A 17,575-nucleotide genomic window follows, 5' to 3' on the forward strand; every position below is an offset into this window, starting at 1 on the left:
ATCGCGGCCGCGATCGAACGACAGGCAGGCACGACTTCATGACGGGCTCCGGCGACGGGTTGCGATGCATCGATATCCGCAATACCCGTGCCAACCCGCGACGCACCGCGCGGCCGTGCGCCGAACGACGAGGCACGCCCAACGTGTCGGATTTCCCGACACGTTGCTTCACCGGATGTCGTCGATCCCGACAGTCGAAACGGCGCGACTAGTCGTCGCGCTCGATCCCGAGATTGGCCATGCGCGCATAGAGCGACTGGCGGCCGATACCGAGCTGCCTCGCGGCTTCCGCGCGATTGCCGTTCGCGCGCTCGAGCGCATGCAGGATCGCCGCGCGCTCGACCATCGCCAGCGCCTCGGACAGCGGCATGTCGAGCAGGTGCGCCGGCACCGCATCGGCGCCCGACTGGCGCGCCGGCACGACGGCCACGCCGAGATCGGCCGCGCTGACGGCCGGCCCGGGGGCGAGCGCGGCCGCCCGCTCCATCACGTTGCGCAGTTCCCGCACGTTGCCCGGCCAGCGGTGATCGAGCAACGCTCGCTGGGCGTCGTTCGTCAGATGCAGCGGCCGCATGCCTGCCGCGCTGCCCAGGAAATGCGCGGCCAGCGGAAGGATGTCGGCCACACGATCCGCGAGCGGCGGCAGGTGCAGCGGAATGACGTTCAGCCGATAGAAGAGATCTTCGCGGAACGTACCGTTCGCGACGGCCGCGGCGAGGTCGCGGTGCGTCGCGGCCACGACGCGAATGTCTATCGCGGTCGGGCGATCCGCGCCGAGCGGCGTCACCTGGCGCTCCTGCAGCGCGCGCAGCAGCTTGGCCTGCATCGCGGCGGGCATGTCGCCGATCTCGTCGAGAAAGAGCGTCCCGCCGTCGGCCTCGACGAGCCGCCCCGCGCGATCGGCATGCGCCCCGGTGAACGCGCCGCGACGATGCCCGAACAACTCGCTTTCGAGCAGATCGGCCGGAATGGCCGCGCAGTTGACGGCGACGAACGGCCCCGCATGCCGGGCCGATGCGGCATGCAGCACGCGGGCCGCCACCTCCTTGCCCGTGCCCGTCTCGCCGGTCACGAGCACGGTCGCGTCGCTCATCGCGGCCCGGCCGACCTGCTTTTGCACGTCGCGCATCGCGGTGCTCACGCCCAGCAGTCGGGGTCGGTCCACTGAAGGTTCGCCCGCGAAACCGCCGTCGGGCGGCGCAAGCGCGGGCGGCTGATTCGCCGACACGATGCGCTCGAGCAGTTGCGCGATGTCCCGACGCCCGATCGGCTTCGTCAGGTGATCGAATGCGCCGAGCCGCATCGCTTCGATCGTGTTGTCGCTGGTCGCATGGGCCGTCAGCATGACGACCGGAATCGCGGCCAGCGCGGAATCATCGCGCAGTTGCGCCAGCACGGCCAGCCCGTCCAGATCCGGCAGGCGGAAATCCAGAAACACGCATTCGACGCCGCCGCCGCGCAACGCGCTGAGCGCGGCCCAGCCGGATGCAGCCTCGACGGCCCGATGACCGAGATCTGCCAGCGTTTCGGCAAGGCCGTCGCGAAACGCCGCGTCGTCGTCGACTATGAGGATGTTTGCCATGGAATTTCAATCACGAATGCGGCACCTTCGTCGAGGCGCGCCTGCCCGCCGTGCGCCGCCGCCACTTCGCGGACGACGGCAAGACCGAGGCCCGTTCCGTCCGCGCGACCCGTCACGAACGGCTCGAAAATCCGCTCGCGCTGCGCGGCCGGCACACCGGGGCCGCTGTCCGACACGGTGATGCGCAGCCAGTCGCGCCCGGCGAACACGTGCCGCTCGGCGGCGAGCGTGACCGCTCCGCCGTCGCCCGCGTGGTGCAGCGCGTTGAGCAGCAGATTGTCGAGCGCCCGCCGCATCTGGTCGGGATCGAAGGCGGGACAATCCGACGACCACGCGAGCCGTTCGCCCTGCCCCGCGAGCGACAACGTCAAGTCGATCGCCTGCCGCTGCGCCAGCTCGCGGTGCGCTTCGACGACCTGCGCGAGCCACGCGTCGACGTCGACGCGTGTCGCATGCGGGCGCACCGGCTGCGTCAGCGCGAGCAGGCTCGACAACTGCGCATCGATGCGCTCGATCTGCGCCAGGATCACGCGCAGCGCGTCCTGCTGCCGCCGGCCATCGCCGGCGAGCGCGTTTTCCGCCTTCAGCCGCATCGCGCCCATCGGATTGCGAATCTCGTGCGCGACCTGCGCGGCCAGTTTGCCCAGCATGCCGAAGCGCTCGGCCTGCGCCAGGCGCGTACGGAGTTCGTCGGCCTGCTGTTGCAGCCGGTCGGTGCGCTGCGCCCGCTCGTTGAACGCATCGACGACGCGGTCGAGATCGGGTTCGCCGACGTACGGCAGGTGATGCTCGCGACCGCCGGGCCCCAGCCCGTTCTCGATCCGTGCGAGATTGCGCTTCCATCGGCGCAGCGCCACGGCCAGCGCCGCGGCGATCGCAAGAATCACGGCGAGCACGGCGGCAAGGCCCGTGGCCAGCAACTCCCCGTGCCGGCCGAGCGGCGGACGCGCACGGGTCAGCATCCAGACGTACAGCTCCGATCCGCCGCGTACCGGACAGGCCGCCGCAATCACGGCATCCTGCGCGCCTTCGACGACGTTCGCCGTTGCGGCATGCGTCGCGGCCGCGGCACGCAGCGTGCGGAGGATCAGCAGCGTTTCCGCTTCCGGAACGTCGCGTTTGACGCCGCTGCCCTGGTAAGTAGGAAAGGAATACGCGAGAAAGCCGCTCGCCGCAGGTGCGGTGCCGGGCATCCAGAACCCGCCCTCCATGTCCGGCGCACGGGAGAGCACGATGTCGAGGATCGCGTGCATCAGCTCCGGGGCGGGGCCGGCCCCCGCCGACACGGAAGAAGCGCTGTAACGCGACGCGACCGCTTCGCATGCCGACGCGCCAGCGGCCTTCGCGCTGGCCACCTGCTGGCTCTCGGCGGAACTCGCCGTGACCCAGACGACCGCGACCAGCGTCGCGCACAGCGCCGCGACGAGCGCCCAGAGCATGACGAGTTGGCTGGAAAACGACGGACGCTTCATCGGATCGGACTGGCGGTTGAGGACGACAGAATAGCGTATTGCATGTCACGTGAAGTCGCCACGACCGCCATGCGTCGCGCGGGCGGCCTGCCGGATCGGAACGCCAACGGCTCGACCCGGAAAGCCGGGCGAAAGCCTCGGGCGCTAGACTGCCTTCGGTCCAGCGTCCCGCCCGAAACGTCCCCGTCGAGCCCTCATGCGCAGCGTTTCCGTTCGAACCTTGTTCGCCGTCGGTGCACTCGTCGACACGGCCTCCCGTAGAAACCGGTGCGCTTGCCGAGCGCGTAGTCGGCGGCGAGCGTGACCTGCCGGTACGTGGCCGGCGCAGGATGCGCGAGCGATCGCTCACGATCGGGCGCCGGCTCGACGCCGGCGCCGGACTGCGGCCTACCGCGCAAGCGCGGCGACTTGCGTCGCCGTCAGCGCCCCCTGATACACGCGGAAATCGCTCACGAGGCCGTCGAACGCCGGGTCGGCCGCGAACTGCGAGCGCCCGATCCAGTTGTTCGCGGTCGGACCGAGCCGCCACGGCGCGAGAAACGCGTCGGTCGCGCTGCCGACGGCCGCACCGTCGACGTAGAGCGTGGCCGTCGTACCCGCGAGCGTAACGGCAACGTGCGTCCACTGCGCGGCCCGCAGCGGCGCCTTCGCATCGATGCGCCGCTCGCCGTGCGACCCGTTGACCGTGATCGCGAAGCGCAGCGCACCGGTGTCGGCCAACGGCGTGAGCATCATGTAGCGCCCGGTGCCGGCGCCGAAGTCGAACACCCGCGACCACTTCCGCACGGTACGCGCGCACACCCACGCCGCGACCGTGAAATCCGAGACGTCGGCGAGCACGTCCGCCGGAAGCGCGATATAGCTGCCCGCGCCATCGAGCGACAGCGCATTGCCGTTGCGCCCCGGCGCGAACGCTGCCGCACCGACCAGCGTGCCGGCATGCCCGTTGCCGCTGCGATCGGCGGCGGTGGTACCGCGCGACTCGTCGAGCGGCAGCCAGATCTGCAACTGCTGGCCGGTCACCACGCGCGCTTCCGCGGAATTCGCGGTCTCGCCCGTCGGCGTGGTCGCGCTCACGACGTAATACCAGGTGCCCGCGGCCGGGCTGTCCGTCCACGTCAGCGGATCGACGATGCCGGTCGCCACGATGGCGTACGGGCCGCCCGACGCCGCGCCGCGCTTCACCGTGTAGTGCGTGCCGTTCGCGACGCCCCACCACGACAGCACCGCGTGCCCGGCGCTCGCATGAGCGGTCAGGCCGCTCGGCGCCGGCGCGGGGCCGGCCGGATCGCGCGTGTGCATCAGCGTGCCGTAGCCCAACTGATCGTAGCCGCCGCTGTTGGGCCCGTAGTTGCCGCCGCCGCCCTCGGGCTGCGCGGCGAGCGCGAAGCGTTTCGACCACGGCGCCGCCAGCCCCTTGCGGTTCACGTAGTGGTTGTACACGAGCGCCCAGCACGGCCGGACCCCGCCCTGGCTGCCGGTCGCGAACTGCGTTTGCGTGACGTTCGCGTTCGCGTAGGTGACGTAGGGCACGTCGAAGAACGGGCCGTCGGGCGATTGGCGCAGGTTGGCTTTCGCGACGTATTCCGCGCCGGCGAGAAAGCGGTTGTTGTCGTACCCGTACAGGTCGACGCCCTGGTTCCACGCCATCTCGCAGATCGCGCCCGCCAGCGCGATGCCGAGCGTGTTGTGCCCCTGGTCGCGGCCGCTCTCCTGCCATTGGCCGAGATGGCCCGGATGGAGGTAATACACCGCCTGCGGTATCGCGCCGTTGCCCGGCCCCGAGCGGAAATAGTCGATCGCCTCGTCGAACAGCGCGCGGTCGTCGCACAACACGCCGATCGCGAAGATCGACGCGATATTGCACAGATCCCAGTTCGCCCAGTAGTGCGTGATGTCGGTGTTGTTGTGGCGATGCAGGAAATCGGTGTTGATCGGGTAGAACACGGTGCGCATCATCTTCTGGAACGCGGCGAAATCCGCCGCCGCCCAGTTCGGGTAACCGCGCATGATTTCCCCGGCATTCGCGAACTCGTAGCCGTACAGGCCGGCCGCGAGGTCGACGTTCGAATCGCCGCCCAGGCGCTGCAGCGTCGACGCCCATTCGTTCATGATCCGCACCGCCGCGTCCGCATACAGCCTGTCGCCGGTCACTTTCCAGCGCAGCGCGCACGCATAGGCGGCGGCGACGTCGTTGTACAGGATTCCGTAGTTTTGCGGCCCGTTGCCGCCGCGATCGATCTCGACCTGCGGGCGCGGCTTCCATGAGGAGTTCGCATGACCGTTGGCGATCAGCACCGACCAGCCGTCGAACCACGGCTGCGCGTGCGTCATCACTTTCTGCGCGACGCGGTCGAAATCGGCCTGCGTATGCAGCAGCCCCGGATGGACGAAGGCCGCCGTCGAGCCCTTCGGTACGGCGGCGAATGCGGCGCTTGCGCCGCCGAACGTCTCGCCGCAAGCGAGCACCGCCAGCGCGCCCAGACTGTGGAGAAACGTGCGCCGCGACAGCGCGTCGTCCGACATCCCTCCTGCTTGCGAAGCGTCGCCTGTGCGATGCGTCACCGCTTCGCGCATCGCCTTGTCCTTCGTCCATTCCGTGCCGCTCATGCGTCTCCCTTCGTCGTTGCGGCCACGCTCGCGCGCGGCCCTGGGTTCGAACTTCATCGAAAGCGTGCCGTGCGCCGGAAATCCCGGGACGGCGATCCGGAGGGCCGTCGATCAGGCATGTGCCCAATCGTCCCCGCTTCGCCTGCGCCGCGTCCGGCCACCACGACAACATGTCATGCGATGCTAAACGTAAACGATGACAGTGGCGGGAAACGGCAGCAACCGCGCATGGTGCGCGTCGGGATCGGGCAGGTCAATTACGCGTTGTAAGCAACGGTCCCGTCAGCGCGCGACGCGGAGAAGCGTCGTCGCCCGATCGGCGTGCGATCCGATCCGCCGCGTTGAACGTCGACCGTATGGCATGCGCGGCGCTTTCGGCCTGCGGCCCGCACGCCGGCCGCATCGCCTTTCAGCGTGCGTCCGCGGGTATGGCAGCGCGCTTCGCCGCGCCGTCCCGCTCGATCCGCTCGACGATGCGCGCCAGGCGAATGATGTCGGTCAGCGCGAAATCGGCCGCATCGGGCCGGGGCCGGCCGGCTCGTCACCGCCGGTTCGACCGCGACACCACGTCGATCCACACCGCCAGCACCAGCACCGCGCCCTTGACGATCATCTGCCAGTACGCGTCGACGTCCAGCATCGACATCCCGTTGTCGAGGCTCGCCATCACGAGCGCGCCGATCAGCGCGCCGTAGACCGTGCCCGACCCGCCGCGCATCGACGTGCCGCCGATGAAGCACGCGGCAATCGCGTCGAGCTCGCCCATCGAGCCGGCGGACGGCGACCCGGCCGCGAGCCGCGCCGTGTTGACGAGGCCGGCAAACGCGCACATCAGCCCCATCAGCGCGAAGATCACGAGCTTCACGCGATCGGTGTCGACGCCCGACAGCCGCGTCGCCTCCAGGTTCGAACCCACCGCATAGATACGCCGGCCGAACACGGTCTGCGTCGCGATCCACGAGAACACGCCGAGCAGCACGAGCAGCAGCAGCACAGGCACCGGAATGCCGCCGTAACGGTCGAGCGTCGCGACGAACGCGAACAGCACCGCGCCGGCGCCGACGATCTTCGCGACGTCCTGCCACAACGGGGCGACCGCGAGCCGGTAGCGCCGCCGCGTGCCGCGCTGCCGCACCACCAGCAGCGTCGCGACCACGAACAGCAGCACCGCGAGGCCATCCCCGGCCAGGCGCGGCAGATAGCCCTGCCCGATGAACACGAAGCCGTCCGACACGGGCGCGATCGTCGAGCCGCCCGTCACGCCGAGCAGGATGCCGCGAAACGCGAGCATCCCGCCGAGCCCGACGATGAACGACGGCACGCGCCGATAGGTCGACCACCAGCCGTTGAAGAGCCCGATCAGCACGCCGAGCGCGAGCACGGCCGGGACCGTCGCCGCGACCGGCCAGTGGCGGTTGACGTCGAGGATCGCGGCGACGCCGCCGAGCAGCCCGAGCAGCGAGCCGACCGACAGGTCGATCTCGCCCGCGATGATGACGAACACCATGCCGCACGCGAGCATGCCGGTGATCGACATCTGCCGCAGCAGGTTCGATACGTTGCGCGGCGTGACGAACGCGCCGTCCGTCAGCACCGAGAAGAACGCCCAGATCGCGACGACCGCGAACAGCAGCGCGAGCACCTTGTAGCGCGTGAAGACGTAGCGCAACGCCAGCCGCGGCGCGCGGCCGTCCGGACGACGTGCGTCTGCATCCGGCGTCGCCGGGGTCGAGGAAGAAAGTTCGGAATTCATGTCGCGCTCGCTGCGGTGGGTTCGGTGGGCAGCCGCGCGGGCTTCAGCGCGGCGCCGAGAATCTGTTCCTGCGTGAGGCCCTGGTTGATGAAATCGCCGCGCAGCTCGCCTTCGCCGATCACCAGCACGCGATCGGCGAGACCGAGCACCTCCGGCAGTTCCGACGACACGACGATCAGCGCGACGCCGCGCTTGGCCAGCGCGAAGATCAGCCGGTAGATCTCTGCCTTCGCGCCCACGTCGACGCCGCGCGTCGGTTCGTCGAGGATCAGCACCTGCGGCTCGGTCAGCAGCATCCTGGCGAGCACCGCCTTCTGCTGGTTGCCGCCCGACAGGCTCGCGATCGACAGGAACGGATGCGCGGCGCGCACCGACAGCCGCTGCATCTCGGTGCGGATCGTATCGAGCTCGGCGGCCGCATCGATCCGCCCGCGCGCCGCGAAGCGCCGCAGCACCGCCAGCGTGATGTTGTGGCCCACGCCGAGCTGCGGCACGATGCCGTGGCGCTTGCGGTCCTCCGGCACCATCGCGATGCCGGCGCGGATCGCGTCGGCCGGCGAGCGGATCGACAGCGGCCGGCCGTTCATCGTCACGCTCGCCGTGCACGCGCCCGGATACGCGCCGAAGATCGCCTGCATCAACTCGGTACGGCCCGCGCCGACGAGCCCGGCCACGCCGAGAATCTCGCCGCGCCGCACGCTGAACGACACGTCGTCGACGCGCTTGCGGCGCGCGTTCGTCACGTCGCGGCACGTCACGTGGCGCACGTCGAGCACGACGTCGCCGATCTCGTGCGGCTCGCGCGGGTACAGGTCGCGGATCTCGCGGCCGACCATCATCGCGATGATCCGGTCGGTGGTCAGCGCGGCCATCGGCTCGGTCGCGACATGGCGTCCGTCGCGAATCACGGTGACCGTGTCGCACACGGCCGCCACCTCGTCGAGCTTGTGCGAAATGTAAACGCACGCCACGCCACGGCGCTTCAGGTCGCGCACGATGTCGAGCAGGATGCGCGTCTCCGACGCGCTCAGCGACGACGACGGTTCGTCGAGGATCAGCAGCTTCGCTTGCTTGTTCAGCGCCTTCGCGATCTCGATCAACTGCTGGTGGCCGCCGCCGTAGTTCATCATCGGCTGCGCGACGTTGATCGTGTCGATCCGCAATTCGCGCAGCAGTTCCTCGGCGCGCCGGACCATCGCCGCGAAGTGCATGCGCCCGCCCGGCAGCGTGATCTCGTTGCCGAGGAAGATGTTCTCGGCCACCGACAGTTCGGGCACGAGCATCAGTTCCTGATGGATGATCGCGATGCCCGCGCGCTCGGTGTCGCGCACGCCGGATGCCACGAGCGGCGCGCCTTCCCAGCGGATCTCGCCGTCCCACGTGCCGTGCGGGTACACGCCCGACAGCACCTTCATCAGCGTCGACTTGCCGGCGCCGTTCTCGCCGCACAGGCCGACGCATTCGCCGGGGCGCACGGTCAGGTCGATGCCGTCGAGCGCCTTCACACCATCGAATGCCTTGACGATGCCGCGCATCGTCAACAAGGGTTCCGTCATTCGTTCATGCCTCGCAGTAGGCGCGGCCGCCGTCGCGGCGGCCGCGCGTCGCGTCCGTCGTACGCTTACTGGCTCGCCAGTTGGGCCTGGGTATAGAAGCCGTCCTTCACGACGACGTCGACGTTGCGCTTGGTCAGCAGCGTCGGCTGCAGCAGCACCGTGTCGACCTTCTTCTTGCCGTTGTCGTATTGCGCGTTGAACGCGGGCTTCGTGCCCTTCGCGAGATCGACCGCGAGCGTCGCGGCCTCGCTCGCGATCAGCTTCAGCGGCTTGTAGACGGTCATCGTCTGCGTGCCGGCGATCACGCGCTTGACCGCGGCCAGATCCGCATCCTGCCCGGACACCGGCACCTTGCCGGCCAGATGCTGCGCGGCGAGCGCCTGGATCGCGCCGCCGGCCGTGCCGTCGTTCGACGCGACGATCGCGTCGATCTTGTTGTTGTTCGCGGTCAGCGCATCCTCGACGACCCGCAGCGCGGTCGATGCGCTCCATTCGGGCACCCACTGCTGGCCGACGACCTTGATGTCGCCGCGGTCGATCGCGGGCTTGAGCACCTTCAGTTGTCCTTCGCGCAGCATCTTCGCGTTGTTGTCGGTCGGCGCGCCGCCCAGCAGGAAATAATTGCCCTTCGGCTTCGCGTCGAACACGCCCTGCGCCTGCAGCTCGCCGACCTTCTCGTTGTCGAACGAGATATACGCGTCGACGTCCGCGTCGAGGATCAGGCGGTCGTACGACACGACCTTGATGCCGGCCTTCCTCGCTTCGGCGACGACGTTGCCGAGCGTCTTCGAATTGAACGGCACGATCACGATCACGTCGACGCCGCGCGAGATCAGGTTCTCGATCTGGGAAATCTGCCGCGCCTCGCTCGCATCGGCCGACTGCACCGACACCTTCGCGCCGAGCTTCGTCGCGGCCGCGACGAAATAGTCGCGATCGCGCGACCAGCGCTCGACGCGCAGGTCGTCGATGCAGAAGCCGATCTCGGGCTTGTCCTTGCTCGCATGGGCGAGCGGCGTGCCCAGCGCGAGGATCGCCAGCGCGGCGGCGCCGGCAAGCGAACTCAATACGGTACGACGCGTCACGGTTTTCATGTCTCCAAACTCCTTGTTATGGAACCACCTCACGAACCGCGGGCGGCCGCCGGAATGCACCGCCCGCATCGAGTCACTGCAACGTGCGTCACGCGCCCGTCGCAAACACCGGTTCGAGCGCACGGTACAGCGCGCGAAACGTCGGCCGCCGCATGTCGCGATACCATGCGTGCCGCTCGGGATCGGGCTCGCGCACCGCGACGACGGGCGGCTGCGGACACACGTCGGCGAGCGCCGCATCCGGTTCGACCGCGAGATGCGCAAGACGCGCGGCGCCCAGCGCCGGCCCCACCTCGCCGCCCGCGCGCAGCGTCAGCGCACGGCCGCTCAGGTCGGCGAGCATCTGCGTCCAGTACGCGCTGCGCGAGCCGCCGCCGATCACCGTGATGCTGTCGGGTGCGAGCCCGGCCGCATGCAGCGCGTCGATGCCGTCGAGCAGCGCGAAGCCGACGCCTTCGAGCGTCGCGTTCGCGAGATCCGCGCGCCGCGTGTCGGGCGTGAGCCCATAGAACACGCCCTTCGCGTTCACGTCGTTGTGCGGCGTGCGCTCGCCGCTCAGGTACGGCAGGAACCACGGGCGGCTCGCGCGTGCGTTCGTCTCGGCATCGTCGAGCAGCGCCGCGACGCCGTCGTAACCGGCCAGTTGCGCGGTGAAGTCGACGCAGCCGGCCGCGTTCAGCATCACGGACATCAGGTGCCACGTCTCCGGCAGCGCATGACAGAAGCTGTGCACCGCCGATTCGGGATTCGCGCGGAACCCGTCCGACACCGCGAAATACACGCCCGACGTGCCGAGCGACAGCAGCGCGTCGCCGGGCCGCACGATCCCGACGCCCACCGCGCCGGCCGCGTTGTCGCCGCCGCCGGCCACCACCGGGATCTCGCGCAGGCCGAGCGCCCGTGCGACGGCCGGCAGCAGCGTGCCGGTGATGCGGTTGCCCTCGAACACGGTCGGCATCTGCGTGCGCGACAGCCCGCAGGCGGCGAGCAGCGTGTCGTCGTAATCGCGCTTCGCGACGTCGAGCCACAGCGTGCCGGCGGCATCCGACGGATCGGTCGCGAACGCGCCGGTCAGCCGGTAGCGCAGATAATCCTTCGGCAGCAGCACGTAGGCGATGCGCGCGAACACGTCTGGCTCGTGACGCCGCACCCACAGCAGCTTGGGCGCCGTGAAGCCCGGCATCGCGACGTTGCCGGCCACCGTGCGCAGCGTGGGTGCGAGCCGTTCGAGTTCCTCGCACTCGGCGTCCGCGCGGCCGTCGTTCCACAGAATCGCGGGGCGCAGCACGTCGCCATGCGCATCGAGCAGCGTCGCGCCGTGCATCTGCCCGGTCAGGCCGAGCGCGTCGATGTCGCGCGGATCGATGCCGGCCGTGCGCGCGTCCGCCACGAGTGCGGCGAGCGCGCCGCATGCGGCATCCCACCAGTCGCGCGGCGCCTGCTCGGACCAGCGCGGCCGCGGCCGGCTCACCGTCAGCGCCTGGCTCGCGCTCGCGCGCACCACGCCGTCGCGGTCGAGCAGCACCGCCTTCACGCCCGACGTGCCAAGATCGAGTCCGATGTACATGGCGTCAGCGCAGCCCGTAGATCGCCTGGTTCACGATGTTCTCGAGCCGCTCCTGCGCCCCGCTCGCATGCCGCGGGTCCACGCCCCGCGCGAGCGCATCGGCCGCGAGCGACTCCAGCGTATAGCCGCCCGACAGGATCTTGCGGCCGAATGCGTCGTCCCACTGCGCATAACGCTGCCGGCGCAGCGCGTCGAGCCGGTCGTTCTCGACCAGCACCGCCGCGCGTTCGAGCGCGAGCGCGAGCACGTCGATCGCGCCGACGTGGCCGTAGAACAGGTCTTCCGGATCGATGCTCTGGCGGCGCACCTTCGCGTCGAAGTTCATCCCGCCGGTCGTGAAGCCGCCGTGGCGCAGGATCTCGTAGAACGCGAGCGTCAGCTCCTCGACGCTGTTCGGGAACTGGTCGGTGTCCCAGCCGTTCTGCTGATCGCCGCGGTTCGCGTCGACGCTGCCGAACACGCCGAGCGCGAAGGCGTTCGCGATCTCGTGATGGAACGAATGGCCGGCGAGCGTCGCGTGATTCGCCTCGATGTTCACGCGGATCTCGTTCTGCAGCCCGTACTGCACGAGGAAGCCGTGCACGGTCGCGACGTCGTAGTCGTACTGATGCTTGGTCGGCTCCTGCGGCTTCGGCTCGATCAGCAGCGCGCCGTTGAAGCCGATGCGGTGCTTGTGCTCGACGACCATCGACAGGAAGCGGGCGAACTGGTCGCGCTCGCGCTTCAGGTCGGTATTGAGCAGCGTCTCGTAGCCTTCGCGGCCGCCCCACAGCACGTAGTTCTCGCCGCCGAGGCGGTGGGTCGCGTCGAGCGCATGGCACACCTGGGTCGCGGCCCATGCGAACACGTCGGGGTTCGGGTTCGTCGCGGCGCCGGCCGCGAAGCGCGGGTGCGAGAACAGGTTCGCGGTGCCCCACAACAGCCGCACGCCGCTCGCCTGTTGACGCTCGCCGAGATAGTCGACCATCCGCGCGAAATTGGCCGCGTATTCGCGCAGGCTGTCGCCTTCCGGCGCGACGTCGGTGTCGTGGAACGTATAGAACGGCGTGCCGAGCTTCGTGAAGAACTCGAATGCGGCATCGGCCTTCATCCGCGCGCGTTCGAGCGCGTCGCCCGGCTGCTGCCACGGCCGCTGAAACGCGGCCTGCCCGAAGATGTCGTGACCGGGCCACACGAACGTGTGCCAGTAGCAGACCGCGATCCGCAGATGCTCGGCGAGCGTCTTGCCGAGCACGCGCTTCTCGGGGTCGTAATGGTGATAGGCGAGCGGGTTGTCCGACTGCGGGCCTTCGTAGCGAATTGCGGGAATGTGTTCGAAATACGACATGGCGTCTCCGTGCAGGTTCTTGTTGCAGCGCAACGCGCGTCACGACGACGCACGCGGCCGAATTCGTTGGCTGGATCGTGCCCGCCCGCCTGCCGGCCGGCAATTGCGAAATTGCGCAGCGCGCTTGATGTTTCTTGCCAGCCGCTACGTGCGGCGCGCGTTCCGTCCTACAATCGCCGTACACCAGACAACCGCGCCGCCTTCGTAAGCGCGCCCCGGAGACAACGGCACGGCGCCCCGACGCGCTCACCCGACATCGAGATGACACGCGCCCCATCCGCCCAGACACCGCACCGCATCGCGCTGCTGTTCAACGCGAACAAGGTCTACGACCGCGAGATCATCAGCGGCATCGGCCAGTACCTGCACACGACGCGCGTCGTGTGGGACCTGTTCCTCGAAGACGACTTCCGCTGCCGGCTCACCGGGATCGAGCGTTTCGACGGCGACGGCATCATCGCGGACTTCGACGACCCGGCCGTCGCCGACGCGCTCGCCGGTTCGCCGCTGCCAATCGTCGCGATCGGATCGTCGTACGAGGATCCGGCGCAATACCCTGACGGCGTCCCATATATTGCGACGGACAACCCGAAGCTCGTGTCGCTCGCGTATACGCACCTGATCGGGGCGGGACTCGCGCATTTCGCGATGTACAGCCTGCCGGTCGCGCAGGAGAACCGCTGGGCGCAGCAGCGCGAGCTGGCGTTCGACCGGCTCGCGCGCGCGGACGGGCTCGACGCGCCGATCTACCGCGGGCTGTCGACGAGCGCGTCGGGCTGGAATCACGCGATCGAGCAACTGATCGGCTGGCTGCATGCGCTGCCGAAGCCGGTCGGCGTGATCGCGGTGACCGATGCGCGTGCGCGGCATCTGCTGCAGGCCTGCCTGATCGCCGGCATCGCGGTGCCGGAACAGGTCGCGATCATCGGCATCGACAACGATCCGCTCACGCGCACGCTGACGCGCATTCCGCTGTCGTCGGTGATCCAGGGCACCGAGGAAATGGGCCGCACCGCCGCGCACCTGCTGCACCGGATGCTGCGCGGCGCGCGCTTTCCCGGGCAACGCATTCTCGTGCCGCCGGTCGGCATCAACGTGCTCGAATCGACGCGCCACCAGCCGCTGGCGAGTCCGCACGTAATGCGTGCCCGGCATTTCATCCGCCAGTACGCGTGCCAGGGAATCAAGACCGAACAGGTCGCCGACTATGTCGGCGTGTCGCGCTCGCTGCTCGAGGAGCACTTCCGGCGCGAACTGCAACGCACCGTGCACCAGGAGATCCTGCGTCACAAGCTCGAAGCCGCGCAGGCGTTGCTCGCCGGCCGGCAGGCGAGCAGCGCCGAAGTCGCGATCCGTTGCGGGTTCACGTCGCTTCAGTACATGTACGCGGTGTTCAGGCGCGAACTCGGCTGCACGCCGCGCGAATATCAGGAACGCGCGGCCGCTGCGCACTGACGCCCCCTGCCCATCCGACATCCACTCATGCATATCGATACCGATTCCTCATATCTGACGCCCGGCGTGGCGCGCGTGCAGGCCGAGCCGTGGGGCACGTTGCCCGACGGCGAGCCCGTGCGGCGCTATACGCTGCGCAACGCGCACGGAATGCGTGTCGTCGTCAGCGACCTCGGCGCGACCGTCGTGTCGTGGCTCGCACCCGATCGCACGGGACGCTTCGCCGATATCGTGCTCGCGCACGACACGCCGGCCGAGTACCTCGAATCCGGCGCCTATCTCGGCGCGACGGTCGGCCGATGGGCAAACCGGATCGCCGGCGCGCGCTTCACGCTCGACGGCGTCGACTACCTGCTCGACCGCAACGAGAACGGCAACCTGCTGCACGGCGGCGCGAACGGTTTTCATCGCGCGCGGTGGGACGTGCTCGACGATAGCGGCGGCCTGACGCTGCGGCTCGATTCGCCGGAAGGCGACGCGGGATTCCCCGGCAACGTGAGCGTGCAGGTGCGCTACACGCTCGACGACGACGGCACGCTGATGATCGACTATACGGCGCGGACCGATGCGCCGACGCCGCTGAACCTGACGAACCACAGCTACTTCAACCTGAACGGGCGCGCGGGCAGCGACGTGCGCGGCCATCTGCTGCACATCGACGCCGATGCGTTCCTCGAAGTGGACGACGCGCTGATCCCGACCGGCACGGCCGATGTGACGGGCACGGCCTTCGATTTCCGGCACAGCGCGCCGCTCGGCGCGCGCCTCGACTGGCCGCATGCGCAACTGGCGCGGGCGCGCGGCTTCGATCACTGTTACGTCGTCGGCAATGGCGCGCGCGAGGTCCGGCCCGTCGCACGGGTCTACGATCCGGAAAGCGGCCGCGAGTTGATCGTATCGACCGATCAGCGCGGCCTGCAGCTCTATACGGGCAATTATCTCGACGGCCTGAGCGTGAGCGGCGGCACGCGCTGCGTGCAACACGCGGCGCTGTGCGTCGAAGCGGGCGGCTTTCCGGATCAGGTCAACATGGACGGCCTGCGCGACGACGTGATCGTTCGTCCGGGCGACGTCTATCGGCAGATCACGCGGTATCGGGTGGGGGTTCAGGCATAGGGTGCACGAGTTGCATCGTCATTCTTAATGCAACATCGACGCCAGCCCCGGGCGACTGTCGCTCCGCCCCGGCATCCGGGCCGCCGTGGCGGCCGGTCGTCGTTACGCACAGCGAACGACCGGTTGCCGCGGCGGATTGGCGTCAGCGATGCGCAGTCCCGGTTGTCGCCCTTCCGATTCGCCTCTCGATGCCGACACGGTGACGGCCCCGTGGTTGCCTAAACGCGCTGAGCCAGGGCGGCGGACAAGAAGTCGGTCACCATGCGCACGCGTGCCGGCACATACCGGCGTTTCGGCCAGACGAGGCTGACGTCTCTGACTTCTTTCAAAAATTCGTCGAGAACAGTGATGATGCCGGGATGCCCGAGTTCGTCGGTCAGTGAAGCCTGAGTGAAGAGGCCAATTCCGACACCCGCCAGCACGCCCGCCCGAATCGTTTCGACGCTGTTCGACGACAAGTTGCCGCGAACGGTCACGCTGAAGCCGCCGGCGGGGCCGACGAACGGCCAGTTGGCGGCCGATTCCGAAAGGCCCCCATACAGAAGGCAATTGTGATCGACGAGTTCGTCAGGCGTCTTCGGGATGCCATGGCGCTCGAAATAGTCCCGCGAGCCGACGCAAACCAGGCGAGTGCTCGCCACGCGTTTGACGACGGCGTCGGCCTCGTCGACTCGACCGACTCGAATGGCGAGATCGATGCGGTCTTCCACCATGTCCCGCACGAAGTCCGACAGAACGAGATCGACCTGAAGCCCGGGGTTCGATGACAGCAAGTCCGGGATAAGCGGAAGAACGTGCAGGCGGCCAAAGGTCGAAGGCGTCGCGATCCTGACTAGGCCCGTGACGTCGAGCGTGCTGCTCGTCATCTCGCCGTCGGCTTCGTCGAACTCGTCGACGAGCGGCTTCATGCGATCGTAATAGCGCTGCCCCTGATCCGTCAGCGTGACACTGCGTGTGCTGCGGTTCAGCAGCATCACGCCGAGACGTTTCTCGAGCGAGCCGACCGCCTTGCTGATGGCTGACTGCGAGTTGCCGATTCTACGCGCCGCAGCCGAGAACCCGCCTGCGTCGACAACGGCGATGAAGGCGCCGAGTTCGTCCAACCGATCCATTGCAGTCCCTGGCGAAACCGCTCGTTTCCGCGATCGGATCGCTCACATTGAAGTGCGAGCGATTCTAGCAGGGAATAGCGCTTATGAAGATTCGCCCGATTATCATTCGCGGCGCAGGCAGTTACGCTTTCTTCCGTCAACCACGAATACACGGAAGATTCTCATGACTTCTCTCGCAGGCAAGGTCGCCGTCATCAGCGGCGGCACAACCGGTATCGGTCTCGCGATCGCGCAGCGCTATGTCGCCGAAGGGGCGCACGTATTCATCTTCGGGCGCCGGCAGGCTCAACTCGACGCGGCCGCCGAGCGGATCGGACGCAATGTCACGGCCATCCAGGCCGATGCGACGAATCTCGACGATCTCGAACGCGTCGCGTCGGTGGTCAGGGCCGACAAGGGCAGGGTCGACATCGTCGTGTCGAATGCGGCGCTGGTCGAGCAGGCGTCGATCGATACCCTGACCCCGGAACATTTCGACAAGACGTTCAACCTCAACGCCCGCGGCCCAGTCTTTCTGGTGCAGAAGCTGCTGCCGCTCATGACGAACGGCGGATCGATCATTCTGGTTTCGTCGGCCATGCACGTGATGGGTATTCCGGGCCACACGGCCTACGCGGCGACGAAAGCGGCCTTGCGTTCGTATGCGCGCACCTGGGCCGCCGAGTTCAAGAATCGCGGCATTCGGGTCAACACGCTGAGCCCCGGCGTCACCGACACGCCGATGCTCGACTCGCAGGTGACGAATGCGCAGGAGCGTCAGGCCCTGGTCGACATGTACCTGAACATGATCCCCATCGGCCGGGTCGCGCAGCCCGAGGAGATGGCGAACGCGGCCGTGTTCCTTGCATCCGGTCAAAGCGTGTACATGACGGGGGCGGACCTGATGGTCGACGGCGGCGTCGGTCAGGTTTGAGGGTCGGCGTTCAATGAT

General features: G+C 68.5%; 12 protein-coding genes. 3 read left to right on the forward strand and 9 right to left on the reverse strand.

What is annotated here, in order from left to right:
- Nucleotides 1-208 precede the first annotated feature (208 nt).
- The 8 genes from HWX03_RS05425 to xylA form a co-directional block, all read right to left on the reverse strand.
- A complete protein-coding gene (locus HWX03_RS05425) occupies nucleotides 209-1,582 on the reverse strand; it encodes a sigma-54 dependent transcriptional regulator (RefSeq protein WP_175870575.1) in 1,374 nt (457 codons plus the stop codon).
- A complete protein-coding gene (locus tag HWX03_RS05430; protein WP_175870576.1) occupies nucleotides 1,564-3,054 on the reverse strand; it encodes a HAMP domain-containing sensor histidine kinase in 1,491 nt (496 codons plus the stop codon). The genes HWX03_RS05425 and HWX03_RS05430 overlap by 19 nt, the downstream gene beginning before the upstream one ends.
- Nucleotides 3,055-3,441: 387 nt before the next feature.
- Entirely contained in the window at nucleotides 3,442-5,580 is a 2,139-nt protein-coding gene (locus tag HWX03_RS05435; protein ID WP_175871125.1) for a LamG-like jellyroll fold domain-containing protein, read from the reverse strand.
- A gap of 625 nt (nucleotides 5,581-6,205) precedes the next feature.
- On the reverse strand, nucleotides 6,206-7,417 hold the full coding sequence (locus HWX03_RS05440; protein WP_175870577.1) for a sugar ABC transporter permease: 1,212 nt from the start codon (nucleotides 7,415-7,417) through the stop codon (nucleotides 6,206-6,208).
- Complete coding sequence (gene xylG / locus HWX03_RS05445) at nucleotides 7,414-8,973, reverse strand: D-xylose ABC transporter ATP-binding protein (RefSeq protein WP_175870578.1); 1,560 nt, start codon at nucleotides 8,971-8,973, stop codon at nucleotides 7,414-7,416. The genes HWX03_RS05440 and xylG overlap by 4 nt, the downstream gene beginning before the upstream one ends.
- A 65-nt stretch (nucleotides 8,974-9,038) precedes the next feature.
- A complete protein-coding gene (gene xylF, locus HWX03_RS05450; RefSeq protein WP_175870579.1) occupies nucleotides 9,039-10,067 on the reverse strand; it encodes a D-xylose ABC transporter substrate-binding protein in 1,029 nt (342 codons plus the stop codon).
- Nucleotides 10,068-10,155: 88 nt separating this feature from the next.
- Nucleotides 10,156-11,634, reverse strand: coding sequence for a xylulokinase (gene xylB, locus HWX03_RS05455; RefSeq protein WP_175870580.1), 1,479 nt, complete (start codon nucleotides 11,632-11,634; stop codon nucleotides 10,156-10,158).
- Between the two features lie 4 nt (nucleotides 11,635-11,638).
- Nucleotides 11,639-12,961: a xylose isomerase gene (gene xylA, locus HWX03_RS05460; protein WP_175870581.1), complete on the reverse strand. Its 1,323-nt coding sequence runs from the start codon at nucleotides 12,959-12,961 to the stop codon at nucleotides 11,639-11,641.
- Between the two features lie 261 nt (nucleotides 12,962-13,222).
- On the opposite strand from xylA, the gene HWX03_RS05465 reads away from it, so the two are divergent.
- Both HWX03_RS05465 and HWX03_RS05470 read left to right on the forward strand, forming a co-directional pair.
- The gene (locus tag HWX03_RS05465) at nucleotides 13,223-14,416 is read left to right on the forward strand and encodes a DNA-binding transcriptional regulator (RefSeq protein WP_175870582.1); all 1,194 of its coding nucleotides are present in this window, start codon (nucleotides 13,223-13,225) and stop codon (nucleotides 14,414-14,416) included.
- A 27-nt stretch (nucleotides 14,417-14,443) separates the two neighbouring features.
- The gene (locus tag HWX03_RS05470; protein ID WP_175870583.1) at nucleotides 14,444-15,532 is read left to right on the forward strand and encodes an aldose epimerase family protein; all 1,089 of its coding nucleotides are present in this window, start codon (nucleotides 14,444-14,446) and stop codon (nucleotides 15,530-15,532) included.
- A gap of 218 nt (nucleotides 15,533-15,750) precedes the next feature.
- Here the strand turns inward: HWX03_RS05470 and HWX03_RS05475 are convergent, their stop codons facing one another.
- The gene (locus HWX03_RS05475; RefSeq protein WP_175870584.1) at nucleotides 15,751-16,644 is read right to left on the reverse strand and encodes a LysR family transcriptional regulator; all 894 of its coding nucleotides are present in this window, start codon (nucleotides 16,642-16,644) and stop codon (nucleotides 15,751-15,753) included.
- A 163-nt stretch (nucleotides 16,645-16,807) separates the two neighbouring features.
- Here HWX03_RS05475 and HWX03_RS05480 point away from each other — a divergent pair, with 163 nt between their 5' ends.
- Nucleotides 16,808-17,557: an SDR family oxidoreductase gene (locus HWX03_RS05480; protein WP_175871126.1), complete on the forward strand. Its 750-nt coding sequence runs from the start codon at nucleotides 16,808-16,810 to the stop codon at nucleotides 17,555-17,557.
- Nucleotides 17,558-17,575: the final 18 nt, after the last annotated feature.

Source organism: Burkholderia sp. BCC0397 (genome assembly GCF_902832865.1).
In the GTDB taxonomy this organism is placed as follows: domain Bacteria; phylum Pseudomonadota; class Gammaproteobacteria; order Burkholderiales; family Burkholderiaceae; genus Burkholderia.